This window comes from Gracilibacillus kekensis (genome assembly GCF_900143085.1).
Taxonomy (GTDB): Bacteria; Bacillota; Bacilli; order Bacillales; family Amphibacillaceae; genus Gracilibacillus; species Gracilibacillus kekensis.
Map to the genome: position 1 here is coordinate 350749 of NZ_FRCZ01000003.1, position 26068 is coordinate 376816.

The 26068-nt window shown below is 35.4% G+C and carries 23 protein-coding genes and 1 pseudogene; 20 read left to right on the top strand and 4 right to left on the bottom strand.

Translation table 11 applies throughout. The features are described from left to right. Window positions 1–31 precede the first annotated feature (31 nt). The gene (locus BUC25_RS09535; protein ID WP_073201635.1) at window positions 32–385 is read left to right on the top strand and encodes a hypothetical protein; all 354 of its coding nucleotides are present in this window, start codon (window positions 32–34) and stop codon (window positions 383–385) included. Here the strand turns inward: BUC25_RS09535 and ligD are convergent. Then, window positions 351–2108: a DNA ligase D gene (gene ligD / locus BUC25_RS09540; RefSeq protein WP_084543429.1), complete on the bottom strand. Its 1758-nt coding sequence runs from the start codon at window positions 2106–2108 to the stop codon at window positions 351–353. The genes BUC25_RS09535 and ligD overlap by 35 nt on opposite strands. A gap of 117 nt (window positions 2109–2225) precedes the next feature. Between ligD and ku the strand changes: the two genes are divergently transcribed. The 4 genes from ku to BUC25_RS09560 all read left to right on the top strand — a co-directional run bounded on the left by ku (window position 2226) and on the right by BUC25_RS09560 (window position 5635). Then, window positions 2226–3068, top strand: a complete 843-nt coding sequence (ku, locus tag BUC25_RS09545) for a non-homologous end joining protein Ku (protein WP_073201636.1) — start codon at window positions 2226–2228, stop codon at window positions 3066–3068. A 160-nt stretch (window positions 3069–3228) separates the two neighbouring features. Further along, complete coding sequence (locus tag BUC25_RS09550; protein ID WP_073201637.1) at window positions 3229–3408, top strand: hypothetical protein; 180 nt, start codon at window positions 3229–3231, stop codon at window positions 3406–3408. A gap of 66 nt (window positions 3409–3474) precedes the next feature. Continuing rightward, window positions 3475–3651: an H-type small acid-soluble spore protein gene (locus tag BUC25_RS09555; protein ID WP_073201638.1), complete on the top strand. Its 177-nt coding sequence runs from the start codon at window positions 3475–3477 to the stop codon at window positions 3649–3651. 436 nt (window positions 3652–4087) lie between these two features. Further along, entirely contained in the window at window positions 4088–5635 is a 1548-nt protein-coding gene (locus BUC25_RS09560) for a diguanylate cyclase (protein WP_073201639.1), read from the top strand. Window positions 5636–5871: 236 nt separating this feature from the next. On the opposite strand, the gene comER is transcribed toward BUC25_RS09560, so the two are convergent. After that, window positions 5872–6693 (bottom strand): late competence protein ComER, encoded by an 822-nt coding sequence (comER, locus tag BUC25_RS09565; RefSeq protein WP_073201640.1) that lies wholly within the window; start codon window positions 6691–6693, stop codon window positions 5872–5874. A 76-nt stretch (window positions 6694–6769) separates the two neighbouring features. Here comER and BUC25_RS09570 point away from each other — a divergent pair, with 76 nt between their 5' ends. The 3 genes and pseudogenes from BUC25_RS09570 to BUC25_RS09580 all read left to right on the top strand — a co-directional run bounded on the left by BUC25_RS09570 (window position 6770) and on the right by BUC25_RS09580 (window position 10309). Beyond that, on the top strand, window positions 6770–7360 hold the full coding sequence (locus tag BUC25_RS09570) for a helix-hairpin-helix domain-containing protein (protein ID WP_073201641.1): 591 nt from the start codon (window positions 6770–6772) through the stop codon (window positions 7358–7360). 191 nt (window positions 7361–7551) lie between these two features. Further along, window positions 7552–7998 (top strand): annotated as a pseudogene (locus BUC25_RS09575) (ComE operon protein 2); the annotation flags it as partial. A 31-nt stretch (window positions 7999–8029) separates the two neighbouring features. Next, window positions 8030–10309, top strand: coding sequence for a DNA internalization-related competence protein ComEC/Rec2 (locus BUC25_RS09580; protein WP_084543432.1), 2280 nt, complete (start codon window positions 8030–8032; stop codon window positions 10307–10309). Window positions 10310–10410: 101 nt separating this feature from the next. Here BUC25_RS09580 and BUC25_RS09585 read toward each other — a convergent pair whose 3' ends face one another. After that, entirely contained in the window at window positions 10411–10545 is a 135-nt protein-coding gene (locus tag BUC25_RS09585) for a YqzM family protein (protein WP_073201643.1), read from the bottom strand. 353 nt (window positions 10546–10898) lie between these two features. Here BUC25_RS09585 and holA point away from each other — a divergent pair, with 353 nt between their 5' ends. After that, window positions 10899–11936: a DNA polymerase III subunit delta gene (gene holA, locus BUC25_RS09590; RefSeq protein ID WP_073201644.1), complete on the top strand. Its 1038-nt coding sequence runs from the start codon at window positions 10899–10901 to the stop codon at window positions 11934–11936. A 47-nt stretch (window positions 11937–11983) separates the two neighbouring features. Here the strand turns inward: holA and rpsT are convergent, their stop codons facing one another. After that, window positions 11984–12250 carry a 30S ribosomal protein S20 gene (gene rpsT / locus BUC25_RS09595; protein WP_058307394.1) on the bottom strand — a complete coding sequence of 89 codons (267 nt, stop codon included), beginning with the start codon at window positions 12248–12250 and terminating at the stop codon, window positions 11984–11986. A 174-nt stretch (window positions 12251–12424) separates the two neighbouring features. Here rpsT and gpr point away from each other — a divergent pair, with 174 nt between their 5' ends. From gpr to BUC25_RS09650, 11 genes are all read left to right on the top strand, one after another. Further along, window positions 12425–13516 (top strand): GPR endopeptidase, encoded by a 1092-nt coding sequence (gpr, locus tag BUC25_RS09600; RefSeq protein ID WP_073201645.1) that lies wholly within the window; start codon window positions 12425–12427, stop codon window positions 13514–13516. A 74-nt stretch (window positions 13517–13590) separates the two neighbouring features. Continuing rightward, complete coding sequence (gene spoIIP, locus BUC25_RS09605) at window positions 13591–14763, top strand: stage II sporulation protein P (protein WP_073201646.1); 1173 nt, start codon at window positions 13591–13593, stop codon at window positions 14761–14763. A gap of 18 nt (window positions 14764–14781) precedes the next feature. Continuing rightward, window positions 14782–15102 carry a hypothetical protein gene (locus BUC25_RS09610; protein WP_073201647.1) on the top strand — a complete coding sequence of 107 codons (321 nt, stop codon included), beginning with the start codon at window positions 14782–14784 and terminating at the stop codon, window positions 15100–15102. A 511-nt stretch (window positions 15103–15613) separates the two neighbouring features. Then, entirely contained in the window at window positions 15614–17434 is a 1821-nt protein-coding gene (gene lepA / locus BUC25_RS09615) for a translation elongation factor 4 (protein WP_073201648.1), read from the top strand. An 84-nt stretch (window positions 17435–17518) separates the two neighbouring features. Further along, window positions 17519–18661, top strand: coding sequence for a radical SAM family heme chaperone HemW (gene hemW / locus BUC25_RS09620; protein ID WP_073201649.1), 1143 nt, complete (start codon window positions 17519–17521; stop codon window positions 18659–18661). Between the two features lie 235 nt (window positions 18662–18896). Beyond that, complete coding sequence (gene hrcA, locus BUC25_RS09625; RefSeq protein ID WP_073201650.1) at window positions 18897–19919, top strand: heat-inducible transcriptional repressor HrcA; 1023 nt, start codon at window positions 18897–18899, stop codon at window positions 19917–19919. A 131-nt stretch (window positions 19920–20050) separates the two neighbouring features. Then, window positions 20051–20617, top strand: a complete 567-nt coding sequence (gene grpE / locus BUC25_RS09630; RefSeq protein WP_073201651.1) for a nucleotide exchange factor GrpE — start codon at window positions 20051–20053, stop codon at window positions 20615–20617. A 30-nt stretch (window positions 20618–20647) separates the two neighbouring features. Next, window positions 20648–22498, top strand: a complete 1851-nt coding sequence (dnaK, locus tag BUC25_RS09635; RefSeq protein WP_073201652.1) for a molecular chaperone DnaK — start codon at window positions 20648–20650, stop codon at window positions 22496–22498. A 698-nt stretch (window positions 22499–23196) separates the two neighbouring features. After that, the gene (dnaJ, locus tag BUC25_RS09640; RefSeq protein ID WP_073201653.1) at window positions 23197–24321 is read left to right on the top strand and encodes a molecular chaperone DnaJ; all 1125 of its coding nucleotides are present in this window, start codon (window positions 23197–23199) and stop codon (window positions 24319–24321) included. Between the two features lie 38 nt (window positions 24322–24359). Further along, window positions 24360–25310: a 50S ribosomal protein L11 methyltransferase gene (gene prmA, locus BUC25_RS09645; RefSeq protein WP_073201654.1), complete on the top strand. Its 951-nt coding sequence runs from the start codon at window positions 24360–24362 to the stop codon at window positions 25308–25310. Window positions 25311–25314: 4 nt separating this feature from the next. Next, the gene (locus tag BUC25_RS09650; protein WP_073201655.1) at window positions 25315–26067 is read left to right on the top strand and encodes a 16S rRNA (uracil(1498)-N(3))-methyltransferase; all 753 of its coding nucleotides are present in this window, start codon (window positions 25315–25317) and stop codon (window positions 26065–26067) included. Window position 26068 lies beyond the last annotated feature (1 nt).

Below are 26068 nucleotides of genomic sequence, written 5' to 3' on the forward strand. Positions count from 1 at the left end.
CACCAATAAATAAAATAAGTGTGGTGTCATAATGAATAAATGGTTCGTATTTCTTATTATACTTCTCGCTGGATGTCAGCCACATGTGGAAAAATACGATTATCAAGACCAAACATATGATAAGTTTGTGGCAGACCAACCTGATTATTTCAATTACATCATAATAAAGATAAATACAGCCACACTGGAGATAGCGCCTATTCCTGATGAACTTGATGCTTCTTATGGGACAGAAACGTTAGCTTATAAGGACAATACAATAGTTGAAGGAAAGAAGCACAATTTAAATGATTTGGAAGTAAACGATCGGATAGATGCCTGGACAAATGACAATAAACAAATTCAAAGAATTAAGGTGAAAGAAGCAGTTGATAATACTTATTAAATGGACAACCTTTTTCCTTAAGTCGCTTAGGGACTGTTTGGATAGTAAAGTCTAACGGGTTTAATTGATCATTTACTTCTTCCCAATAAAGTGGAGTTGCTACGGTCGCTTCTTTTGTCGCCCTAGCGGAATAAGGGGCGATAATTGTTTTCCCTGGTCCATGCTGCACATAATCAACGTAAAGTCGGTTGCCTCGGTTCTTAATTAATCTTTCTATTGTAAAAAGATCAGGATACTCATTGATCAATACTTTTGCAACGGCCTCTAATATCGTTCTGGTCTCCTGGTACGTTAATCCTTGAATAGGAATATGAACTTGTAATCCAGTTTTGCCTGAGGTTTTAACGAAAGGTATGAATCCCTGATGTTCCATCATCTCTTTAATTAACAAAGCTGCTTTTACAGCTAATTGAAAATATTCTAAAGTTGGTGGGTCTAAATCAAAAACCATTTCATCTGGATCCTTTTTTCCTACTCTGTTAAATGGAACATGAAACTCAATTCCACCGTGATTGCCAAACCAGATTAAACTTCTAAGATCCTGACAGAGCATATGCTTATCACCATTGTCTGTTATTCTACTTTCGATAAAATCTGGTGCATAGTCAGGTATATGTTTTTGATAAAAAGAATGTTGATCTACTCCATCGGGATAACGGATTAGTGTTAAAAGTCGATCCTTTAATTTATTTAGTAATAGAGGAGCAGTAAATCTTAAGTAACTTAAATAATCTAACTTTGTTGCATGTGGAAATAAGCGCTTGCTTAATTTTGACAAAGTAACCTCTTGTGGCAATTGTGAGAGACCTAATTTAACTGCTTTATCCGTACAATCGGCAGGTTCTAAATCAAAACGAAATTGATGAAACGAAGGTTCTCTTATTTCCTGGTCCGTTGCACTTAAGCAATGAATATCGATACAAATGGATGGTTTGACCTTCCATGTTGTTGCATTAAATTTTTGTCCATGTTGTTTTATAAAGTCAATTAAAGTCTGTTTCTGATCAGAAGTGAAACCATTTCGACATTTACCTAATACTTGTAAATCATCGCCCAAATAGTGCGCGACAGTAAAATAATCGTTTTCCATATTCCACTTCGTAATTACTCCTTGAATAATACGGAAATTTTTGATTTTTTGCCACGATTGGGTCCTTTTTCCTTTTTGATAGGATGAATTGGCAAGTTTTGCGACAATCCCTTCTGCCTGGTGCAAATGAACGATAGCTTCTACAGTTTTTACATTCTTAAACGTAGGAGATTTTTGTACGATTTCAGTCTCTTCGCCAAATAATTTTGATAAACGTTTATCTCTTTCCAGCCAAGGTTTCTTTTCTAGCATTGTTCCATTAACAGACAAAATGTCGAAGCAAACAAAACAAGCAGGGTTGTTATGCTGATAATGATTTATTTTCGAATACGACTGTAAACGTGCCCGTAATTGTATGAGTTCGAAATTAGTATGAAATGGAGTGATGAACTGAACTAACTCTCCATCAAGAAACATTGGCAGGTCTTCTTGATACTTCTTTTTATTATTTTCACACCAGGATACAATTTCAGGAAAAGAGGAAGTTAAATCATTTCCATTACGGCTCCATAATGTGATCGAATGATCTGTCCATTCTAACCCACAACGGAAACCATCATATTTAACCTGATAATACCATTTGTCACTAATTGGTACTTCTTCGACTAACGTTGGTAACATTGGTTTCCACATTATTAAGTTCCCCTTTTCTTAAGTTAGAAAAAAATGAATCAGTTACTCACTATTATTTTTAACTAAACTTTGTATGATTATAAGGGATTTAGTAAAAATAATAGAAGAGGTGATAAGATGCATACAATGTGGAAAGGTACGATAAGTTTTGGATTAGTAAATATTCCAGTAAAGTTACACTCTGCAACAGAAAATAAGGATATTAAACTCCGAAATCTTCATAAGGAATGTCAGTCTCCTGTCAAATATGAGAAAGTATGTCCTGTTTGTGAGAAGGAAGTTAACCATGACGATATTGTAAAAGGATTCGAGTATACAAAAAATAAATTTGTGATTTTAGAAGAAGAAGATTTAGAGGCAATTAAAGAAGAAAAAGAAGATAAGGCTGTTGATATTGTCGACTTTGTTAAACTAGAGGAAATTGATCCGATTTATTTTGACAGAAGTTATTATTTATCACCAAATGATGGTGGAGCCAAAGCCTATGGATTATTGAGGAAAGCTTTGGAGGAAACTGGTAAAATTGGTCTGGCAAAAATAACGATTCGATCAAAGGAGCATTTAGCAGTAGTACGTATTTATGAGAATACACTGGTTATGGAAACCATCTATTTTCCAGATGAAGTACGTGACTTTCAAGAAGTACCAAATGTTCCAGAGGAAACAAATATTGTCGAAAAAGAAATTGAGACTGCTAAATTGTTGATTGAACAATTAACAACTACTTTTGAGCCAGAAAAATATCATGATGAATACCGGACAGCGTTATTAGATTTGATTGAACAGAAGAAAAACGGCGAAGAAATATCAACTGCAAAAGAACCAGCTAAAAAAGATAATGTTACAGACTTGATGGAAGCTCTTGAAAAGTCTTTAAATAAAACGAAAAAACAAAAAAAGCCTGCCAAACGAAAGAAATCAACCAAAAAAACAGCATCGCAAAAGGCGAAAGCAAATTAATTAATACCTGAATCGGTGAATCATATATGTCACTGATTCAGGTTCTTTATTAAACATTTCTTTTGAAATCTTTCTAAATGAATTCTGATAAAACAGTGTTTACTTATTCTCTTTTTCGATATACTTATTTTACAATGATTCATGGGAGGAGATTAAGAGTATGAGTATGAAAAGAATTATTGTTATGGAAAGCATCTATGCTTTAGTAGTAGGCTTCATCTTGGGTTTTATATTTGATAACATATTATTAGGTCTAGCAATAGGAATCGGGATTGGGGGAATTATGGTATTTATTTTAGCAACAATCAATAGAAGAAACCTAAACAAAAATAAGAATTAAATACATAATTAACGATAAATAGTTAAGACTATCCTTCATAAATTCTATATTATAGGAGGATATGTTATGAATGCACAACGAGCACAAGAAATTATGGAGTCCGCCGATATGCGAAGGGTAACATATAATGGAGATAATGTTTATATAGAACATGTAGACCAAGGGACAGGTCATGCAACCGTGCATCCTATTGATAGTCCAGAACAAAAATATATGGTGTCTGTTGATCAACTATCAGAATAAAGAAAAGAAAGCACTTGGATTACTTTCCAAGTGCTTTTGTACTGAGTAAAGAAAGCATATAAGCATTATCATGTCTAGCTCTGAACCCCAGAAACTAGGCGACTTTACGAATCGCCCTACGATAAGTCATCATCGGTTCGTAAACTCACCGTGATTCCTTTATCTCAGTTGATTCGCTCTAGTCGCTACGTTTCTAAACGGACGCTCTGCGCTTTTCTTAATCGAGCTTCCAGAAGCTAGTTGTATTCATGAAACGAGTGATGAAAGTCCTTATCGTATCAGTTGATTCACCAAAGTAGCTACCGAAGAGTCGCTATAATATTTATAATTTTTTTTACAAAATTTGCAGGAATTCAACGATTCATAACGAATATAAATAAGGTATGTAAAACTATTTTTTTATGCAATGGTTTATTTTCTACTCGGGGGATTCATAATGCAATCAATTGAACCATATACACTTTATATTACCACGATGGGTTTCTTAATATTATTTTTCTCCATCGTCTTGTTAAAAAGACCGGTAAATTTCAGCAGAGTTTTACTTTCGATAAGTTTAATTCTTGCCAGTTTATTTATGATCTTAACGGCTCTGGAATTGTACGTTCAAGATTTTAATGCAATGGTATGGCTTAGAAATTTCCAACAAATTGCATTGTTTTTATGTCCGGTGTTTCTTTTTGGATTTGCGAGAGAACTAGCGGATACAAATCCACAAAAAAACATACGATATATGACATATTTAAGTATTCCTGCAATAATAGGAATTGTCTTAATATTTACTAATTCATCTCACCAATGGATGAGGTCAGAGGTATCTGTTCAGACAATTCATGGTTTAACTGAGATTATCACAACGTCTACATCAATGGGAATGTTTTTTGTGTCCTATATAATATTTTTAACTTTACTACCTGTTTTCACTTTGTTAAGGAATATGCATGATTTACCAACACACCTCAGATTAAGTCATGTCCTGTCATCTACTGCCATTCTACTCCCATTGCTTTCCGTATTAATTTTGCCTTATATGTCGTTCGATATACCAGGTCAGGTGGCATTATCTTTTTCACTCATGAGTTTTATGCTGATTTTTATCTTTAAGCGTTATGATTTTAATGCGATATGGCCAGTTTCTCGCAGTAAAATATTGGAGTCTTTAGTTGAAGGTATTTTATTATTCGATACACAATTTAATTTATTAGAAATTAATAAAGCGGGATTTGAAATCATTCAAAAGTGGATACCTACTAAAGATGAACATTCGCTTATTGGTCAGAAAGCTGAAAATTTATTTAACACTGAAAAAATCAAAAAAAGTTTGTATGCTAAAAAAACATCGTCATTTGAATGGAAAGTAAAGGTGGGGGATTCTACTTGTTTTTTACATGTTAATATTGTACCAATTGGATACTATGGACAAGAGCTGATGTTAATTGTGTTTACTGACATTACGGAAAAAAAGCTAATAGAGAATCGTTTATATACGTTAGCACATTATGATACTTTAACAGACATCTGTAATCGACATTCATTTATTGAGAAATTCAACCGAAAGATAAATAAAGATCATTTTCCTATTTCGTTGTTATTACTGGATATTGACCATTTTAAACAATTTAATGATCAGTATGGTCATTTAATTGGTGATAAAGTTTTAAAGCAATTTGCAAAAGTACTAACTGAGTTTTTTGCAACGAAAGAGTATCATGTGGTCGTAGGGAGAATTGGTGGAGAAGAGTTTGCCGTTTTATTAGAAATGAAGGCAGATGCAGCAACTAATTTAGCAAATCAATTCCAAAAAAAATTATCAGAATATTCGATCAACGTAAATGGTTATGAATATGAAAATATTACTGTTAGTATAGGCGTTGCTACCACCTATCAACAAACAAGTTTTGAAACTGTATACAAAGAGGCTGATGATGGACTCTACCAAGCCAAACGAGCAGGAAGGGACCGTGTGGAGATGATTAATACATAGAAGTAGAGGAGGTTATTCGCACTACTGTATAACCGTATAACTGGTTCTAAAAATCATTCTCGAAAAACAGGTGGAAATTATTACAAAATATTTAGCAAGAATACAAATTTCTACTTTTTTATCAGGATAAAGTCGTTTTATGCGGTTTCCCGGGTAATAATTAGAAGTATTTCCTAAATGAAAAAAGCAACTGAAATGTAGTTGGAAGTGACATTTCAGTTGCATAGTGTTAAGAATTAGCTTTTCATTTTATTCGCTATCATCTCTTTGTCTTCTTTAAATTTATGATGCGTTTGTTGTATTAACTTTTCAAACAGTCCATTAAGATTTTTGTCCATTGAAGCAATACCTACTCCTGTAATCCCACCTTTTACACAAACCTTATCAATTAGTTCAGGTAACGTAAAATGATTTTCTGCTAATAATTTTCCGAAACCAATAAACATTTTTTCCATTAATAATGTTGCTTGTTCTGCAGTAATCTCTGTATGTTTTACAGCATCCTGAATGTAGTTCTCTGCTAAAAACGAAAAAAAGGCAGGACCACATGAGACGATGTCAGACGCTATCCGCATAACATTTTCCTCGATCTCGATTGGCTCTGAAAAATTTTGGCACTTCTTGATAAATAGCTCCTTTCGATAAGGATCTATTGTCGAACCAAAGGATAAAAGACTCACTCCTGCTAAAGCGTAATTGGTTATACTTGGTACCATTCTCGCTACTTGACATGATACTAACGATTCAATCTCACTGATGGATAATGGGCTTGTAATGGATACAACTAATTGCTTTTCCGTTAATATGGATTCGATCTCTCTTAAACAATCGACCATGTCACCAGGTTTTACACATAAGAATACAGTGTCAACTTTATTTACTAATTCAAATATATTTTCTTTTACATGAATGTTTGGATATTTATTTTGAATTGCATATGCTTTTGCCGCAGTTCGATTGTGGATATAAAGGTCTTCTTGGCTTAGCAGATTGGAATTTAAAAATGCTGTAATTAAGACTTCCCCCATATTTCCCGTTCCAATAATTCCCCATTTCATTTTGTCTCGCCTCCCTAGTTGGTTTTAAAACATTCTATGAACAACTCTACTATCCTATGATAAAGGAATGATATTCATGACATGGTTAATTAAAAATTGGTATATACTTTTGTTGGCAATTATATTAATAATTTGGCTTTTAGTGGAACCTGCGGAAGATAACGTTGTACCTTCATTAGAAGAGACAAGTATTGAGGACTTTCAGAAGGATGAAAATGAAGAGGTGACAGCGGTAGAAGAGGTCACAAATATGGTGGATATAAAGGGAGCGGTAAAAATGCCTGGGGTGTACGTAGTAAGTGAATCAGATCGTGTAAAAGATGCAATTGAAAAGGCGGGAGGTTTTTTGAAAAATGCTGAAGTCCAAAGTCTTAATTTGGCGGAACGTACTTATGATGAAATGGTAATATATGTTCCAACAGTCGGTGAGACTGACGTTAATTCGGGAATTATCAGTTCAACTGCGGGGGACGACAAGATAAAAATAAACATTGCTACTGCCGAGGAAATACAAACCATACCAGGGATAGGTGAAGTAAAAGCTGCTGAAATAGTTAAATATCGTGAAACCTACGGAAGCTTCGAAAAAATTACGGACTTAACTAACGTATCAGGAATAGGTAAAAAGACAGTAGAAAAAATGGAAGACTATGTAAGAGTACCATAGAAATAAAGCAATGTAATCATATATAACTCCTCAAATCACGTTTCGAGCTTTAACAAAGAATCAAAAAGAAGGACAACCTGTTGTTAACTTTTGGTAAGCTTATCCCGCAATTTTGGTCTCACTTTATTGACGCTTCCTTAGTCAATCGGTACAATTTATATATCGATTGAAGGAGAAAGGGTTGATATCAGATGGAAAGAATATCATGGCACCAATATTTTATGGCCCAAAGTCACTTATTAGCACTACGAAGCACATGTCAGCGATTAATGGTAGGAGCAACGATTGTAAGAGATAAACGAATTATTGCAGGTGGTTACAATGGAAGTGTGTCTGGAAGTGTTCACTGTATCGATGAAGGCTGCTATGTGATCGACGGACATTGTGTACGAACCATTCATGCAGAAATGAATGCCTTATTACAATGTGCCAAGTTTGGCGCTTCTACTGAAAATGCCGAAATATATGTAACACATTTTCCTTGTTTAAATTGTTGTAAAGCGATTATTCAAAGTGGCATAAAAACGGTTTATTATGCGGAAGATTATAAAAACCATCCATATGCCATTGAACTTTTTAAAGAAGCAAATGTTTATGTAGAGAAAGTAGAATTAGATCAACATTACATAAGCTTAAAACCTTAAACTTAGACGAGGGGGGGATTTGTTTTTGTATCAACAACTGCATTGGTTTGTAATCATGTATACGTTGGCATTTATCGTCAAAGATATGGATAAATCAGTAATAGCTGTAATGTTGTTTATTTTAGTGATTTACTTCTGTCTGTTTCGACGATTAAACAAAAAATTTATCCTCACTCTTTTGCTTTTTGGTTTTTTATCCTATCATTATATCCCCTCATTGCCATCTGTAAGCGATATCAGTAACGAAACGGAAATCACTGGTGAGATTATCTCCTATGTTGAGCAAACCGATAGTTTTCTTCGTTTTAAGATGGCAGCTCATACTGGTGAACGTATTGAAGTATATTATTTTATTAAACAATTCCAAGAAAAAATTTCGACTTTTCAAACAGGTGCTATGTGTGAATTAAGTGGGGAATTTCAAGAGATCCCTATATCTAGAAATCCAGGTCAATTTAATTATAGGCATTATTTGGCCACTCAAAATATTCAATCACAATTCATTATACAATCTATGTCGCAAAGTAATTGTGAAGGACAAGCTCCGCTGCAAAAAATATTTCAATTACGGAACAATTTTTTAGAAAAAATCAACAGTCAAGTGAGTGGTGTGACCTATCAATGGCTTTCTGCTCTATTATTTGGAGATAGAGATCAATTAACAGATGATACCATAGAACTCTTTCAAACATGGAATTTATCCCATTTACTCGCAATATCAGGGTTACATGTGGGTTTGCTGCTCGGTATTGTTTATTTTGTGTTATTGTTTGTATTTCGCATTACCATCGAAAAAGCACAGCTTATATTATTACTGTTATTGCCTTTCTATCCATTTATCGCTGGTGCAGCACCGTCAGTATGGAGGGCTAGCCTCTTAGCGATTGTTGTGATTGTTATGACGAAAATCCCTATACGGATAGCTGGTACAGATATTTTGAGTATTGTATTTTTGACGATGATATGGGTTGAACCGTATGTTGTTTATTCATTAGCCTTTCAATTTAGTTTCGTAGTAACATATGCCATCTTATTGTCAAGAAAGTTATTAAATCAATCTGTTTTGGGTTATGCATGGATCTTGTTACGAATTTCACTGATCAGTATGCTTGTAATACTACCACTGCAATTGCATCATTTTTATGAATTTCAACCACTGTCAATTCTAATTAACCTCCTCATTATTCCGTACTTTACCTTGTTTGTAATGCCGATATTATTACTAATTCTAGTCAGTAGTTTTATACCCACTATTGTGACTGTATTAGATCAACTATTTAGTTCGGTTCATACCTTGGCTCTTGATTTGTTAAACGTAATTGATGGCATAATGCCATCAGCATGGGTGATCGGTTCATTTCCTTCCACATATTTTCTACCGTATTATGTATTATTATATCTTTGCTTTTATTTTTGGGATAAGAACCAATTAAAAAAAGCTTTATTAGCTGGATCCTGTATTATAGTACTACTTATTTTAATTAGCTTAAAGCCTTATTTGGATCGTTATGGCTATATTACCGTTTTGGATATCGGACAAGGAGATGCTATTGTGATTGAATTACCTTATCGAAAAGCTGTTTATATGATTGATGCCGGAGGTACGCTAAACAGTGATTTTTCCAATGCTTCTAAAGGAACTTTTGATTTAGTGATTGATCCATTTTTCAAATCAAAAGGAATTAGTAAAATCCATGCTCTTATATTGTCTCACGCAGATCTCGATCATATCGGAAGTGTACCTTTTATATTAGAAGAGTATCAGGTAGATCAAATCATCACTAGTCCATTTTTTGAAAAAAATATTGTAGTGGATTATATGAAAACGAATCCGTCATTTCAACATGTTACGGTAAAAGGAGAAGAAAAGTTAGTCCTTGAGCATCAACCATTTCAATTATATTATCCATGGCGTGATCAAGTTGATAAAAATGAAAATTCACTTGTTTTCAGCAGCACATTTGGCTCTCAAACATGGCTTTTTACAGGAGATATCGGGGAGTCTAGTGAGTATGAGATTATCAATCAATATCCGAATTTAGATGCAGACATTTTAAAAGTCGCTCACCATGGTAGTAATTCATCAACATCTGATTCTTTTTTAGAAGCAGTAAAACCTGACTATGCTGTCATTTCAGTTGGGCAAAATAATCGTTATCACCATCCACATGAAGAGGTAGTAGAACGCTTAAATAATAAAGGAATAATGATTTTAAGAACAGACCACAGTGGTGCAATTATCTATAAATTCTCAGAGGAAAGTGGAACCATTTTCCCTTACTTGCCATATGATAAAGTACCATGAATAATCAGTTACGTCTCCAAATAAAAAAAGATAAAAAACGAGACTAATGTTGTTAGCCTCGTTCTCATTTCTTAAATCTTTAGATAACAAAATTTCTGGTATTACGAACCAATGGCATCGAAAATGACACCAATAAAGAAAATAATCATGAAAAATAAAAATGAGAAAACAAATCCAAATCCAGCATCGAAAATGTCATGTCGTTTCGACTGAACATCCTTTTCAAATTCATTCATAGTCAAAACCTCCTTAGTCAAAGTTTTTCATCCATATCACAGGATTCCCTTACTTAGCAAGAGTTAACACCTATATATTTAGGATATCAGGTCAATCTATATATAAGACAATATCGTAGCTTGGTTAGTTACCTAGGGCTAATGAAGTTGCGTTGATATAGATTGCAGAGGGGAGTATAAAGTTGCTCCTCTCTTTATTATGTAAATAAAAATGGATACATTCTGACTACTTTTCAATAGTCCAATCTTATTATACAATAAAACATAATTAAATATTTTTCAACTGTTAAAAAGGATTGACACAAATTATTTAAATTATGTTGGAAAAGATCTTTACATATGGAGTGGAGCAGATGAGTTATTTAAAAACAATTGAAGAGATGAAAAAAGGCAAGTTTGCACCTGTCTATTATTTTCACGGTTCGGAAAGATATATGATCGAAGCATTAAAACAATCGTTGATTTCAAATGGTATGGACCAGGACGAGCAAGATACGAATTTGTCGATTTATGATCTAGAAGAAACTGCAATTCAAGAAGTTGTTCAAGATGCTGAAACTTTTCCTTTTTTAGGAGAACGTAAGATTATTTTTGCATCCAATGCAGATTTTCTCAGAGCAAAGCCAGCTAAAACCGAAGTAGAGCATTTACCTGAAGTATTAGTTGATTATTTAGAAAATCCAGCGCCATATTCTATTTTAGTTATTGTAGCGCCATATGAAAAAGTGGATGAACGTAAAAAAATAGTGAAGCGTTTAAAAAAGACAGCAAAAACAGTTGCGTGTGAACCACTTAAAGAGTGGAATATGCAGGAAGTTCTAGCAACGATTGCAAAGGAACACAGAGTGTCTATTTCTGAAGAGGTAATGACCTATTTTATAAACGAAATTGGTACAAACCTTATGATTATTCATTCCGAAATGGAAAAATTGGCCTTATACGTCGGAGAAGGGAATACCATTCGGATAGAAGATGCAGAACTTCTTTTATCAAGCCAGGAGAATAGCTCTGCTTTAAAATTAATGGATGCTATCATGATAAACGATTTAGCAAAAGCAATTAATATTACGAAAGACTTAGAAAAGATGAACGAAGATCCCATTGCACTAATTGCTCTAGTGGCATCTCAGTACCGTACATTGCTTCATGTGAAGTTATTGAAGCAAAAGGGATACACGCAGCAACAGATCGTGTCACAGTTAAAAATTCACCCATACGTAGCCAAAATATCTATGACACGACAAGCGAAATTTCAAACGAAAGAACTAAAAGAAGCCATTGCTTTGTTAACAGAAACCGACGCTCAAATAAAAACAGGTGCAATGGAAAAATCTTTAGCATTTGAGTTGCTGTTATATAAATTAATTCAAAAAAGGCAATCCGTATCCTAGCAGCACATTACATAAAAAAACCACAACATTGAGTTGTGGTTTTTTTATTATGCGCTTAGTCCGTTAACTTGTTGCGCTAAGCGTGATTTTTGACGATTACCTTTGTTTTGGTGAATAAGCCCTTTTTGTACAGCTTTATCAATTTTTTTCACTGCAGTCTGAAGTGCTGCTTTTGCATTATCCACATCTTTGTTAGCTACTAATGCTTCCACTTTCTTAATATGGGAACGCACATCTGTTTTAACAGATTGGTTTTGTAGACGATGATCTTCATTTGTACGAACGCGTTTAATTGCTGATTTAATATTTGCCAATGTCTTCACCTCCATCTTACTTCATAGCCCTATCAATTAAATTAGGTCACATGACATTTTACCAAAGCTTTTGCGACTTTTCAATAAAAATTGTTGTTTCCCTTGTAAATAAGCTTTTACGTATCTTTTTAATCGTCTCGGAAAAGCTAAGAAAAATTGTGAGGAGTGATTATCATGAAAAAAAAATCATTTGAAGTACGTACAGACCTAGCAGTTGAGGCAAAAGATATGTATGTAGAAAAGGATCAAAAAAATGATAAACAAATTGAAGGTGTGACGATAACTGAGGAACGTTTCGGGACGATTGATGTGACTAATGTCGAAGTGGATCAAAAGGGTGCTGAACATATCGGAAAAAGTCCTGGTTCCTACAGAACTGTTTATTCAGATGCAATAAAAAAACAAGATACTAAATCTCAGGAAGAGACGGCAAGAGTTGTGACCAAACAATTGCTAGAATTAATGGATAAAAATAATGTTGCAAAACAAGCGGCAGGATTAATAGTAGGGCTTGGAAATCGTAATGTGACTCCTGATGCCTTAGGACCGCTTGCTATCGATAAGGTTCTCGTTACCAATCATTTATTTATGCATGAACCCCAATATGTGCAAGATGGTTATCGCAAAATTGCAACTATCAATCCAGGCGTGATGGGTGTAACTGGTATTGAAACGAGTGACATAATTAAAGGTGTCATTGAAAAATATAAGCCAGGATTTGTTATTGCTATTGATGCTCTTGCATCACGATCCATTGAAAGAGTTAATGCTACGATTCAATTATCGGATTCAGGTATACATCCTGGTTCAGGTGTTGGCAATAAGCGTAAAGAATTAAGTAAGGAAACATTAGGAGTCCCTGTTTTTGCAATTGGTGTACCTACCGTAGTTGATGCCGTTACGATTACAAGCGATGCTATTGACTATGTTTTAAAACATATAGGAAAAGAGTGGCGTGAAAAAGATAAGCCATCAAAATCGTTAACTCCAGCTGGTTTGAATTTTGGTGATCATTCATTATCAGAAGAAGATCTACCACCAATTGAAAAAAGAGAAAAAATATTCGGCATGATAGGGGCATTAGACGAAAAGGAAAAGAGAGCATTAATGCAAGAAGTATTGACTCCTCTTGGCCATAATCTTATGGTTACTCCTAAGGAAATTGATGGTTATATCAAGGATATGGCTCATTTATTAGCAGAAGCTTTGAATGCAGCTTTACATGAAAGAATAGATATTAAAAATTTTGCTCAATACACAAGATAGAAATAGGTTCTACTTTCTATTGAATCTTCATATTCTTTAGTAGAGATGATAGAGGAGATAGAAAGGAGAACATTATGCGGCTGCCAAATCGTAGACAAAAGCGAGTGCTGTTTTTATCACAACATAAAATATTAATGATTGTTTCGATATTTTTTACTGCTTTTTTTGCAATGTTTATCTTGATTGGAGCTTTTACGAGTTTGGATCCGAATTATCGGGTCGCCTCTAATACTGTTAAGAAATGGACGACCAATATTGATGAGGTTCATTTTTTATCGTTGATGATGATGGAGAATCGACTCTTTAAAGAAGCATTACCAGACGATACGCCACCTATTGATGTTTGGAAGGTTGTATTCGAATTAGGAACCAACGTGAGAATGCATGATGTTCGCAGTTTGCTAGGGAGAGAGCTGCCAGGTTTTGAAATGTATGATCGTCAAATTTTGATTGCTGGTGAAGGCACAGATTATACAAATTTAACAATGGAATCCACACCACCTTTAGATAGCGTACTAGAAGAACGTGAAGCAACCATCCCCGAAGACAAAGAAGAAAAAGAACCTGCTGAAGAGGAACAACAACAAACAACGGGAGACCGTAATATAGTGTTTCTTTACAATACACATAATCGTGAATCATTTTTACCTTATTTACCCGAAACAAATGAACCAAACGATGCCTTTCACAATGAAGTTAACATTACGAATGTCAGTAAACAATTAGCAAAAGACTTGAAACGCTTTGGAATAGGAGCAGAAGTTGATGACACAGACATCGGTGCGATTTTAAATGAAAAAGGCTGGGATTATTCTGCGGATTCTTATACCGCATCTAAAGAAGTGGTAGAAGCTGCTCTTACAAATAATAAAGATTTAAATTATGTATTTGACTTGCATCGTGACAGTGTAAGGAAGGATATTACTACTATTGAATTGGATGGGAAATCGTACGCCAAAATTATGTTTGTCATAGGTGGAGATAATCCGAATTACGAACGGAATTATGCTCTTGCCAAAGCTTTACAAGAATTGCTGGATGAAAAGTATTATGGCTTAAGCCGTGGTGTTGAAATGTATGGTGGAGCGGGACGTAACGGGGTATATAATCAAGATGTCTCAAACAATGCGTTAACAATTGAATTTGGTGGCGTTGATAATACGATGGAAGAACTCTATAACACCTCAGAAGTTTTTGCAGAAATATTTAGTGAATACTATTGGGACGCCCAAAAAGTTTCTGAATAAACTGGGGAGGTTATTGAGATGAAGTATTTCTTTTATTTATTGGTATTAAGTCTGATTTTTTCACTGGGAATGTATATTGGTATTGATCGTAATAGTGCTGAAAAGGCAAGTGAACCTATTTTGTCTGAAAATGGGACCGTAGTAGAGCAGAACTCAGATATAGTAGACAGAGAGTTCGTGATCGAAGAAGTAGGCGAAAGTAAAAAACAACAAGTTACAGCAGCTCAGATTGAACCTTCCTTCTTACATTCCCTGGCAGATGGAGGCGAAAAGGCAGTTAGTACTATATGTGATGAAGTCGTGGAAATAACCTACACCCTTGTCGATGGGATTTTTTGAAAATTGACAAAAGTGAAAGCTAATGTTTGACTCAACATTTTCAGTCCAGTTAGATGAAGGACAAAAAAAGTGATAATCGAAAAAACTTGTCCTTCATAAGGTGAATGAAGGACAAAAAATGATAATCAGAAGAAAGTGTCCTTCATAAGGCGAATGAGGGACAAAAAAGTTGATAATCAGAAGAAAGTGTCCTTCATAAGGCGAATGAGGGACAAAAAAGTTGATAATCAAAAGTAAGTGTCCTTCATAGGGCAAATGAGGGACAAAAAAATGATAATAGAAAGTAAATGTCCTTAACAAGGCGAATGAAGAATAACAACACAAGAATTCGAATAAATATGTCCTTCATTAATCAAAATGAAGAACAATTAGCTTGTGATTTGAAAAAAATAGTTCCTTTTCAAAATTGATTAGGTATCACCCCGTGATCAGTCTCTTCATCTTTTTATTGAACATCAGGGTATTCACTGCTATAATCAATGCTAGTATTGTGGTCAAATATAGGAGTTGAATGACATTGACGAACATTAGAAATCAAAGTAAGGTACGAAATTTTTCGATTATTGCACATATTGATCACGGAAAATCAACGCTAGCTGATCGAATTTTAGAAAAAACAAAAGCGTTAACCTCACGTGAAATGAAAGAACAATTTCTGGACGGGATGGATCTTGAGCGTGAACGAGGTATAACGATTAAATTAAATGCTGTTCAATTAAAATATGATCGTGGCGGCGGTGACGAATATTTATTTCATCTCATTGATACGCCGGGACATGTCGATTTTACATATGAAGTCTCCCGTAGTCTTGCAGCATGTGAAGGAGCTATTCTAGTTGTTGATGCTGCACAAGGGATCGAAGCACAAACATTAGCAAATGTTTATTTGGCATTAGATAACGATCTGGAAATTATTCCGGTTATAAATAAAATTGATCTACCTAGTGCAGACCCTGAACGGGTGAAACAAGAAATCACGGATGTGATCGGAATCGATGGGGATGAAGCGATATTGGCAAGTGCGAAGTCTGGTATTGGAATTGAAGAAATTCTTGACCAAATCGTCGAAAGAATTCCTGCACCAGAAGGTGACCCGGAGGAACCGTTAAAAGCCTTAATTTTTGATTCGCTATATGATCCTTATCGTGGAGTTGTTGCCTATGTCTGTGTGAAAGAAGGATCGGTAAAAGTCGGGGATAAAATTAAAATGATGGCAACAGGTAAGGAGTTTGAAGTGAATGAAGTAGGTGTATTCAATCCAAAACCTGTGCAGCAAGACGACTTAAGTGTTGGAGATGTAGGGTATTTAACTGCCTCTATAAAAAATGTAGGGGATACACAAGTCGGGGATACCATTACACTAGCAAACAATCCTGCTAACGAACCATTACCCGGTTATCGTAAGTTAAATCCAATGGTGTTTTGTGGGTTATACCCAGTGGATGCCGATAAATATAATGATTTACGCGAAGCACTTGAGCGACTGGAATTAAACGATTCTTCCTTGCAATATGAAGCGGAAACTTCTCAAGCATTAGGCTTTGGATTCCGTTGTGGTTTCTTAGGGTTATTACATATGGAAATCATTCAAGAGCGTATCGAGCGAGAATTTGGAATCGATTTAATAACTACAGCACCGAGTGTAATTTATAACGTCGTCAAAACCGATGGAGAGAATTTAACAATTGATAATCCATCGTTTATGCCAGATAATCAATCTATTCAAGAAGTTCAAGAGCCGTATGTCCGTGCGACCATTATGGTTCCGAATGATTTTGTTGGGCCAGTAATGGAAATTTGTCAGAAAAAACGTGGCGATTTCTTAGATATGCAGTATCTGGACGATAATCGTGTCAATGTCGTATATGAAATTCCATTATCAGAGATTGTTTATGACTTTTTCGATCAACTAAAATCGCAAACAAAGGGTTATGCTTCGTTTGATTATGAAATGATTGGTTATAAAGAGTCGAACTTAGTGAAAATGGACATCTTATTGAACAATGATACGATAGATGCTTTATCTTTTATTGTCCATCGTGATTTTGCTTTTGAGCGTGGCAAACAAATTGCAGACAAATTAAAAACTCTGATTCCAAGACAGCAATTCGAAGTCCCAATTCAAGCGGCGATCGGTAATAAAATTGTTGCGAGAACGAATATTAAAGCAATGCGTAAAAACGTATTAAGTAAATGTTATGGTGGGGATATATCTCGTAAACGTAAGTTGCTAGAGAAACAAAAAGAAGGTAAAAAGCGAATGAAGATGGTTGGTTCTGTTGAGGTTCCACAAGAAGCCTTTATGGCTGTTTTGAAGATGGATGATGATTAATATAGTAAATAGGTTTTGTAAATAGTAATGGTCTACCCTTGTCTAAATGGCAAGGGTTTTGCCGTAGTTAAAGGAGGAATAGCAATGGTATCGTCTGTCTACATTCACATTCCATTTTGCGAAAAAATCTGCCATTATTGTGATTTCACAAAATTCTTCTATGAAGAAAAAATGGCAGATGATTACTTAGTCGCACTCGAAAATGAAATCAAAACAAATATTAGTACGCCTAAGCAGAAGATGAAAACAATTTTTGTCGGCGGAGGTACGCCGACTTCATTAAATAATCAACAGTTAACGAAACTAGTGGAAATGATTCACTATTATTTTGATGTCGCTGATGTGGAGGAATATACGTTTGAGGCCAATCCGGGTGATTTAAAAAAAGATAAAATAAATATATTAAAAGAATATGGTGTTAACCGTATTTCTATGGGTGTACAAGTATTTGATGATGATATGTTAGAACAGCTCGGTAGACTGCATCGGATCAAGGATGTTTATCAAAATGTTAATGATTTAATCAACGCGGGTATTACAAATATTAGTATTGATTTAATGTATAGTTTACCGAATCAAACCATTTCAAATTTTAAAAATACACTGCGAGAAGCATTACAATTTGATTTGCCGCATTATTCAGCTTATTCATTGCAAATTGAGCCTAAAACGATTTTCTACCAGCGATATAAAAAAGGAACTTTATCGAAACCCCCAGAGGAAATAGAAGCAGATATGTATGAAATTTTAAGAGATGAAATGAATCAACATGGGAATTTGCAATATGAAATTAGCAATTTTGCTAAACCTGGTTTCGAAAGCAAGCATAATTTAACCTATTGGAATAATGATTATTATTATGGCTTTGGGGCTGGATCTCATGGCTATTTACCAGGTCAGAGAATCATTAACATTCGTCCATTTCCAACCTATGTAGAAGAAGCAAATAAATCAGGTAAACCGATATTACATGTGGAGAAAATCGGAAGAAAAGAGCAAATTGAGGAAGAGATGTTTCTTGGACTTCGAAAAAGTGAGGGTGTATCGATTTCAAGATTCGAGCAAAAATATAATCAAAAGTTAGAAAGTTTGTATGGTCAGGAGTTAGAGAAATTGAGACAACGCGGCTGGATTGAATACAATCATCAATTTGTTAAACTGACGGAAGAAGGCAAGCCTTTTGGCAATGAAGTGTTTCAATCGTTTTTACTTGATAAGGAAGTATAACTGTCTAAATCGTGCTTTCGTTTTTCTACTTTGATAGGAAAGCATCTTATATCGTTATTCATTGTAGCTTCTATATGTTTACTACTACTTATAATTGTATACGATTGAACAAGTTGGCTTTTCAAGTTTTCTTATAATAAATTATGTTTCTTAATTGACATTTCTTTTTGTATTTGATAATTTATTATTAGATTTAGCACTCAAGATATTAGAGTGCTAACAGAGGTGATCATCGATGCTTACAGAAAGACAAATACAAGTGCTTCAAGTTATTATTGATGAATTCATCCAAACGGCGCAACCGATTGGATCAAGAGCGATTGCTAAGAAGGAGGACATTCCATACAGTCCTGCTACAATTCGCAATGAAATGGCTGACTTAGAAGAATCAGGTTTTATTGAAAAGACCCATACATCTTCAGGGAGAGTACCTTCTGAAAAAGGGTATCGTTTCTATGTGGACCATTTAATGTCCCCATTTCGATTGTCGAATCAAGATATGACGACCATTCATCAAACGTTTGAAAGAGAAATGCTTGAATTTGAACGAGTGGTACAAAAGTCTGCTCGGGTTCTTTCGGACTTAACGAATTATACCTCGATCATATTAGGGCCACAGGTTTTTGAGACAACATTAAAGCAAATTCAGATCATTAGTTTAACTGATTATACTGCTGTTGCTATTTTGGTGACGAGTACAGGTCATGTAGAACATCGTCATTTCAATGTTCCGTCAACTATGCAGTCATCTGATTTAGAGAAGTTAGTTAATATTCTAAATGATCGATTAGTTGGTGTGCCTATCATTAAGTTACAACAAAAGCTCTATGGAGAAGTTGCTCAAATGCTCAAGCGTTATAGCTCAGATTTTGAGACTACGTATTCCTTTTTGAAAGATGCATTGTTAGAACAACAGCCAGTTAAACTTTATATGGATGGTAAAACAAATATTATGTTACAACCGGAATTTCACGACATCCATAAGATCCAGTCACTTTATACGATAATGGAAAAAGAAGACGAGATGGCGCATCTTTTAAGAACATCTGGAAAAGGAATTAAAGTTTCTATTGGTCAAGAAAATCAGCTGGATGCGATGCAAGATTGCAGCTTAATAACAGCAACTTACTCATTAGGGGAAGAACAGTTAGGAACGATTGCCCTACTCGGCCCTACACGGATGGAGTATTCAAGAGTAGTAACTTTATTAAACGTTTTGTCCAAACGTTTAACAAATACGTTTGATTCATGGCACTAACATGTCAAATGAGAGAAGCGTCTACTTGCTTCAAGGAATTAGACGCTCTCATCTTTTTGTGTGTGTAATATTTGATCTTTTAGTTAAAGTATGTTTAGCTATACAATGGTTTTGTTTAGGAGGTGACAGGAATGGAAGAAAAAGACGTACAATCAAAAGAACAATTTAAAGAAGAAGTAGGAGAAGACGCAGAACAAGAAATCATTACAGATAATGAAGCTGACGAATCACAAGAACAAGAAACGAACAATGATGAATTAACAAAATTGCAAGAAGAAAAAGATGATCTGCAAAATCACTTATTACGAGTGCAAGCAGAGTATGACAACTTTAGAAAACGAACTAAAAAAGAAAAAGAAGCAGATTTAAAATATAAGTCACAATCGGTTGTAACAGAATTATTACCGGTTTTAGATAACTTTGAGCGTGCGCTTCAAGTAGAAGTGGAAGATAAAGCAGCTAAAGGTATCGTGGAAGGTCTTGAGATGGTTTATCGCCAGTTAAAGACAGTGCTTGAAAGTGAAGGTGTTACAGAAATTGAGACAGATGGTCAAACATTTGATCCAAACATGCACCAAGCTGTGATGCAAGTAGAAGAAGATGGCTATGAATCCAATCAAATTGTTGAAACCATGCAAAAAGGTTATCAACTGAAAGATCGTGTGATCCGACCAGCAATGGTCAAAGTAAATCAATAATTACATATGTTTGTGAAGGAGGACTTTATAATGGGAAAAATCATTGGTATTGACTTAGGTACAACAAACTCTTGTGTAGCCGTAATGGAAGGTGGCGAAGCAAAAGTAATTCCAAATCCAGAGGGTAATCGTACAACACCATCTGTTGTTTCATTTAAAAATGGTGAGCGTCAAATTGGGGAAGTAGCAAAGCGTCAAGCGATTACGAACCCAAATACAATTCAATCAATCAAGCGTCATATGGGTACAGACTATAAAGTAGAAATTGAAGGTAAAGAACATACACCACAGGAAATTTCTGCGATCATTTTACAACATTTAAAATCGTATGCGGAAGATTATTTAGGTGATACAGTTGATAAGGCTGTAATTACTGTTCCTGCATATTTTAATGATGCAGAACGTCAAGCGACAAAAGATGCTGGTAAAATTGCAGGCTTAGAAGTAGAGCGTATTATCAACGAACCAACAGCAGCTGCACTTGCATATGGTATTGATAAAGCAGATCAAGATCAAACCGTTCTTGTTTATGACCTTGGTGGTGGTACATTTGACGTATCTATCTTAGATATTGGTGAAGGTACTTTTGAAGTTGTATCTACTGCAGGTGATAACCGCCTTGGTGGGGATGACTTTGATGAAGTGTTAATCGATCATATGGTAGCAGAATTCAAAAAAGAAAATGGTATTGATCTAGGTCAAGATAAAATGGCTCTTCAACGTCTAAAAGATGCAGCAGAAAAAGCGAAAAAAGACTTGTCAGGTGTAGCTCAAACGCAAGTATCACTTCCGTTTATTACGGCTGGTGATGCAGGACCATTACACTTAGAAATGAACATAACTCGTGCAAAATTCGATGAGTTATCTGCAGATCTAGTAGAGAGAACAATGGGGCCAACTCGCCAAGCATTAAAAGATGCAGATCTTTCTGCAAGCGAAATTGACAAAGTATTACTTGTAGGTGGTTCTACTCGTATCCCAGCGGTTCAGGAAGCTATCAAAAAAGAAGTTGGTAAAGATCCATCTAAAGGAGTTAACCCTGATGAGGTTGTAGCACTTGGTGCAGCCATTCAAGGTGGGGTACTTCAAGGGGATGTTAAAGACGTTGTATTATTAGATGTTACACCACTTTCACTTGGTATTGAAACAATGGGGAGTGTGACAACTAAATTAATCGAACGTAACACAACGATCCCAACAAGTGCTCAACAGGTATTCTCAACAGCTGCTGATAACCAAACAGCAGTGGATATCCACGTTCTACAAGGTGAACGTGAAATGGCGCAAGATAACAAAACACTTGGTCGTTTCCAATTAACAGATATTCCACCAGCACCACGTGGTGTACCACAAATCGAAGTATCATTTGACATTGATGCAAATGGTATTGTAAATGTTCGTGCGAAAGACTTAGGCACAAATAAAGAACAATCGATTACGATTAAATCTTCTTCAGGTCTATCTGATGAAGAAGTAGAACAAATGGTGAAAGATGCGGAAGAAAATGCTGAAGAAGATAAAAAACGTCGTGAAGAGATCGAACTTCGTAATGAAGCAGATCAGTTGGTATTCCAAACAGATAAAACTATGAAAGACCTTGGTGATAATGTAACTGAGGAAGAAAAGCAAAAAGCAGAAGCTGCAAAAGACGAATTAAAAGAAGCTTTAGAAGCGGATGATCAAGAACAAATTAAAGCGAAGAAAGAAGCTTTAGAAGAGCAGGTTCAAGCGCTAACCATGAAAATGTATGAGCAAGCACAACAACAAGCTCAAGCAGAAGGTGGAGCTGAAGCTGAAGGTCAGCAAGCGGAAGACGATGTCGTAGATGCTGATTACGAAGAAGTAGACGATGAAGACAAGAAAGACGAAGATAAAAAATAACACAGATAGATAGGCAAAGTGTGAAAAAGTCAAAGTCAGATCCAAATGGCTTTGGCTTTTTCCATGAATGATGAAAAACAACCACCAATCATACATTACCAGTAGACCACACTGCGAAGTAAACAGAGTGGTAATTTTGAATGAAAGTGTGTGTGTAATAGTCGCTCCGGCTTGCCCACTTCGCTTTCCGGGGGGCATGCTCTTCAGCTAACTTTGAAAAGAAAAACACTTTTCAAAGTGGATCTTCAGATCATGCTAATCCCCCAGGAGTCGAAGTGGACGCCTACGCTAGTTTGCAGTTCTACAAAGATTACGAGAATTGATATAACGACCTCTAACTCATTATTTCAATTAAATCCATATAGGTAGCTTAGAATGATAACTGTAACAACCGTTGTAGAATCTATTTATAGCGTAGGCCGCCCGCTTTCACTCCTGTGGGAACGTTTTACCTGAAGATCCACTTTTTCAAGCGATCTGTGCTTGAGAAAGTTAGCTGAAGGGAAAACCCCACGGAAAGGGAAGCGGGCAGCCGGAGCGGATGTCTAGTAAATAAAACATTTCAAAATTACTATGTCGATTACTTTTTAGTTTAGTTTTTTAATTGAGTTTTGGTTCGTTTTTTATGTTTGCTTATCATAATCGATCAATGTTATTATAAATGTTATGCAATAAACGAGCGGGAGTGTGATTTGTCAGTGAGTAAACGAGATTATTACGAGGTACTTGGTGTATCTAAAGATGCATCAAAAGATGAGATAAAAAAAGCGTATCGTAAGTTAGCTAGAAAATATCATCCTGATGTGAATAAAGAAGAAGGTACTGACCAAAAATTTAAGGAAGTTAAAGAAGCATATGAGGTACTCGGTAACGAACAAAAGAAAGCACAGTATGATCAATTTGGTCATGCAGGTCCACAAAGTCAGGGTGGATTTGGCGGCTTCGGTGGTGGTGAAGACTTTGGCGGTTTCGGAGATATTTTCGACATGTTTTTCGGTGGTGGTGGTCGAAGAGATCCAAATGCCCCACGCCAAGGTAACGATTTGCAATATGCCATGACACTAGAGTTCGAAGATGCTATTTTTGGAAAAGAAACTGATATTCAGATACCAAAAGAAGAAGATTGTGATACTTGTGATGGTTCTGGAGCTAAGCCTGGAACAAAACCAGAAACTTGTTCGCATTGTAACGGTAGCGGACAATTAAATGTAGAGCAGAATACGCCTTTTGGTCGAGTTGTCAATCGAAGAGTATGTCATCACTGTCAAGGTACAGGTAAAATGATTAAAGAGAAATGTTCTACATGTGGTGGTCAAGGGAAAGTACAAACACGTAAGAAAATTCACATTAGTATTCCAGCAGGTATTGATGAAGGACAACAGATACGTGTACCTGGGCAAGGGGAACCAGGTGTAAATGGCGGTCCAGCTGGAGATCTTTATGTAGTTATTCAAGTGAAGAGTCATGAATTTTATGAACGTGAAGGCGATCATATTTATTGTGAAATGCCAATTACATTCACTCAAGCTGCTTTAGGTGATGAAATTGAAGTGCCTACACTACATGGCAAAGTAAAATTAAAAGTGCCAGCAGGTACACAGACAGGAAAAACTTTCCGGTTAAAAGGAAAAGGTGCTCCAAATGTCCGAGGATATGGTCAAGGAGACCAACATATAAAAATTCGAGTGATTACTCCAACAAATTTGAGTGATCGTCAAAAAGACTTATTAAGAGAATTTAATGAAATAAGTGGGAATCAACCAACAGATGAACATGAAGATTCTTTTTTTCAGCGAGTAAAAAGAGCTTTTAAAGGTGAGTAATCCATTTTGGAAATCTTTGAAAAAGTGAGTTGATCTGTTTGAAGTGGACAGAGCTGTGTATCTATACAACCAATGAAGCAATAGAACCAATTTCCAATATTATTCATGAAGCAGGTGCCAGTGGTGTTGTGATAGAAGATCGTCAGGAATTAGACAAAGAAAGAGAAACTCCCTTTGGGGAAATTTATGATTTAAATCCTGATGACTATCCAGAGGAAGGTGTGCGTCTAAAAGCGTACCTTCCTGTTAATAGTTTTCTAGGCGAAACGGTATCTGAGATTAAGCAAGCAATTAATAATTTACTATTATATGATATCGATATTGGGTTAAACAAAATTACATTAAGTGAAGTGAACGAAGAACAATGGGCGACAGCTTGGAAAAAATATTATAAACCAGTAAAAATCTCAGAACGAGTCACTATCACACCAACATGGGAAGACTATCAGCCTGTCTCAACAGATGAACTTATTATTGAATTAGATCCTGGGATGGCCTTTGGTACAGGTACACACCCTACAACCGTTTTAAGTATTCAAGCCTTAGAGAGATACATAGAAAAAGGTCAGATCGTAATGGATGTTGGATGCGGTTCCGGTGTGTTAAGTGTTGCTTCTATTTTATTAGGAGCTGATAAAGTATTAGCTTATGACTTGGATGAAGTAGCGGTTGAGAGTACCAGACTTAATGTAAAAGTAAATAAAGTTGCTCAACAAGTTGTGGTAAAACAAAATAACTTGTTGGAACATGTGAAGGAAGAAGCAGATATTATTGTTGCGAATATCCTTGCTGAAATCATTTTGCGTTTTGAACAGGATGCATATAAATTGCTGAAACCAGGTGGCTATTTTATTACATCAGGAATTATTCAAAACAAAAAAGAAAATGTTAAAGAAGGCCTTTTAAATGCTGGCTTTGAAATTTTAGAAGTCAATCAAATGGAAGATTGGATCTCGATTATTGCACAAAAGCCTGAAGGAAGTAGGTAATCGGATGCAACGATATTTTATTAGTAGGAACAACTGGAAAGAAAATGATGTTCAAATAGTTGACGATGATTACCATCATATTGTGAATGTCATGCGAATGTCGAATGATGATCAGTTGATTGCAAATCGAGAGGACGGAAAGTCTGCGATTTGTGAAATTGTTAATATTACTGAAAATGTGGTGGAAGCTAAAGTAATGGAATGGTTGGATGAATCTACGGAATCACCAATATCAATTACCATCGTACAAGGTTTGCCAAAAGGTGATAAGTGGGAGTTCATACTACAAAAAGGTACTGAATTGGGTGCGTCCCATTTCATCCCTTTTCAAGCAGAGCGTTCTGTCGTAAAATGGGAACCAAAAAAGGTGGAAAAAAAACTACCAAGATGGCAGAAAATCGTTAAAGAGGCTAGTGAACAGTCTCACCGAACAAAAATTCCTACCATCGATACGGTATTTTCGACTAGAGATCTAATTGAGGCAAGTAATAATTATGATTGGAAGTTTTTTGCTTATGAAGAAACAACAAGAGGCGAAAAATCACAGAAACTTCATCATTTTTTATCGAAAATAAGTGAAGGTCAATCAGTGTTAATTTGTGTTGGTCCTGAAGGTGGCTTCACTGAAAATGAAGCTGAAAATTTTCAAGAGGCTGATTTTGAAGCGATTCGACTTGGTCCAAGAATTTTACGAACGGAAACTGCACCTCTATACGTGTTAGCTAACTTATCTTATTATTTTGAAGAAATGAGGTGAT

What these genes read in the sequence shown, in the direction of transcription:
- holA (WP_073201644.1), top strand. Translation starts at nt 10,899, where the DNA reads ATGAGTTATTTAAAAACAATTGAAGAGATGAAAAAAGGCAAGTTTGCA.
- BUC25_RS09550 (WP_073201637.1), top strand. Translation starts at nt 3,229, where the DNA reads ATGAGTATGAAAAGAATTATTGTTATGGAAAGCATCTATGCTTTAGTA.
- spoIIP (WP_073201646.1), top strand. Translation starts at nt 13,591, where the DNA reads ATGCGGCTGCCAAATCGTAGACAAAAGCGAGTGCTGTTTTTATCACAA.
- BUC25_RS09650 (WP_073201655.1), top strand. Translation starts at nt 25,315, where the DNA reads ATGCAACGATATTTTATTAGTAGGAACAACTGGAAAGAAAATGATGTT.
- ku (WP_073201636.1), top strand. Translation starts at nt 2,226, where the DNA reads ATGCATACAATGTGGAAAGGTACGATAAGTTTTGGATTAGTAAATATT.
- BUC25_RS09560 (WP_073201639.1), top strand. Translation starts at nt 4,088, where the DNA reads ATGCAATCAATTGAACCATATACACTTTATATTACCACGATGGGTTTC.
- hrcA (WP_073201650.1), top strand. Translation starts at nt 18,897, where the DNA reads ATGCTTACAGAAAGACAAATACAAGTGCTTCAAGTTATTATTGATGAA.
- gpr (WP_073201645.1), top strand. Translation starts at nt 12,425, where the DNA reads ATGAAAAAAAAATCATTTGAAGTACGTACAGACCTAGCAGTTGAGGCA.
- grpE (WP_073201651.1), top strand. Translation starts at nt 20,051, where the DNA reads ATGGAAGAAAAAGACGTACAATCAAAAGAACAATTTAAAGAAGAAGTA.
- ligD (WP_084543429.1), bottom strand. Translation starts at nt 2,108, where the DNA reads ATGTGGAAACCAATGTTACCAACGTTAGTCGAAGAAGTACCAATTAGT.
- lepA (WP_073201648.1), top strand. Translation starts at nt 15,614, where the DNA reads ATGACATTGACGAACATTAGAAATCAAAGTAAGGTACGAAATTTTTCG.
- hemW (WP_073201649.1), top strand. Translation starts at nt 17,519, where the DNA reads ATGGTATCGTCTGTCTACATTCACATTCCATTTTGCGAAAAAATCTGC.
- BUC25_RS09555 (WP_073201638.1), top strand. Translation starts at nt 3,475, where the DNA reads ATGAATGCACAACGAGCACAAGAAATTATGGAGTCCGCCGATATGCGA.
- BUC25_RS09585 (WP_073201643.1), bottom strand. Translation starts at nt 10,545, where the DNA reads ATGAATGAATTTGAAAAGGATGTTCAGTCGAAACGACATGACATTTTC.
- comER (WP_073201640.1), bottom strand. Translation starts at nt 6,693, where the DNA reads ATGAAATGGGGAATTATTGGAACGGGAAATATGGGGGAAGTCTTAATT.
- dnaK (WP_073201652.1), top strand. Translation starts at nt 20,648, where the DNA reads ATGGGAAAAATCATTGGTATTGACTTAGGTACAACAAACTCTTGTGTA.
- BUC25_RS09610 (WP_073201647.1), top strand. Translation starts at nt 14,782, where the DNA reads ATGAAGTATTTCTTTTATTTATTGGTATTAAGTCTGATTTTTTCACTG.
- BUC25_RS09570 (WP_073201641.1), top strand. Translation starts at nt 6,770, where the DNA reads ATGACATGGTTAATTAAAAATTGGTATATACTTTTGTTGGCAATTATA.
- BUC25_RS09535 (WP_073201635.1), top strand. Translation starts at nt 32, where the DNA reads ATGAATAAATGGTTCGTATTTCTTATTATACTTCTCGCTGGATGTCAG.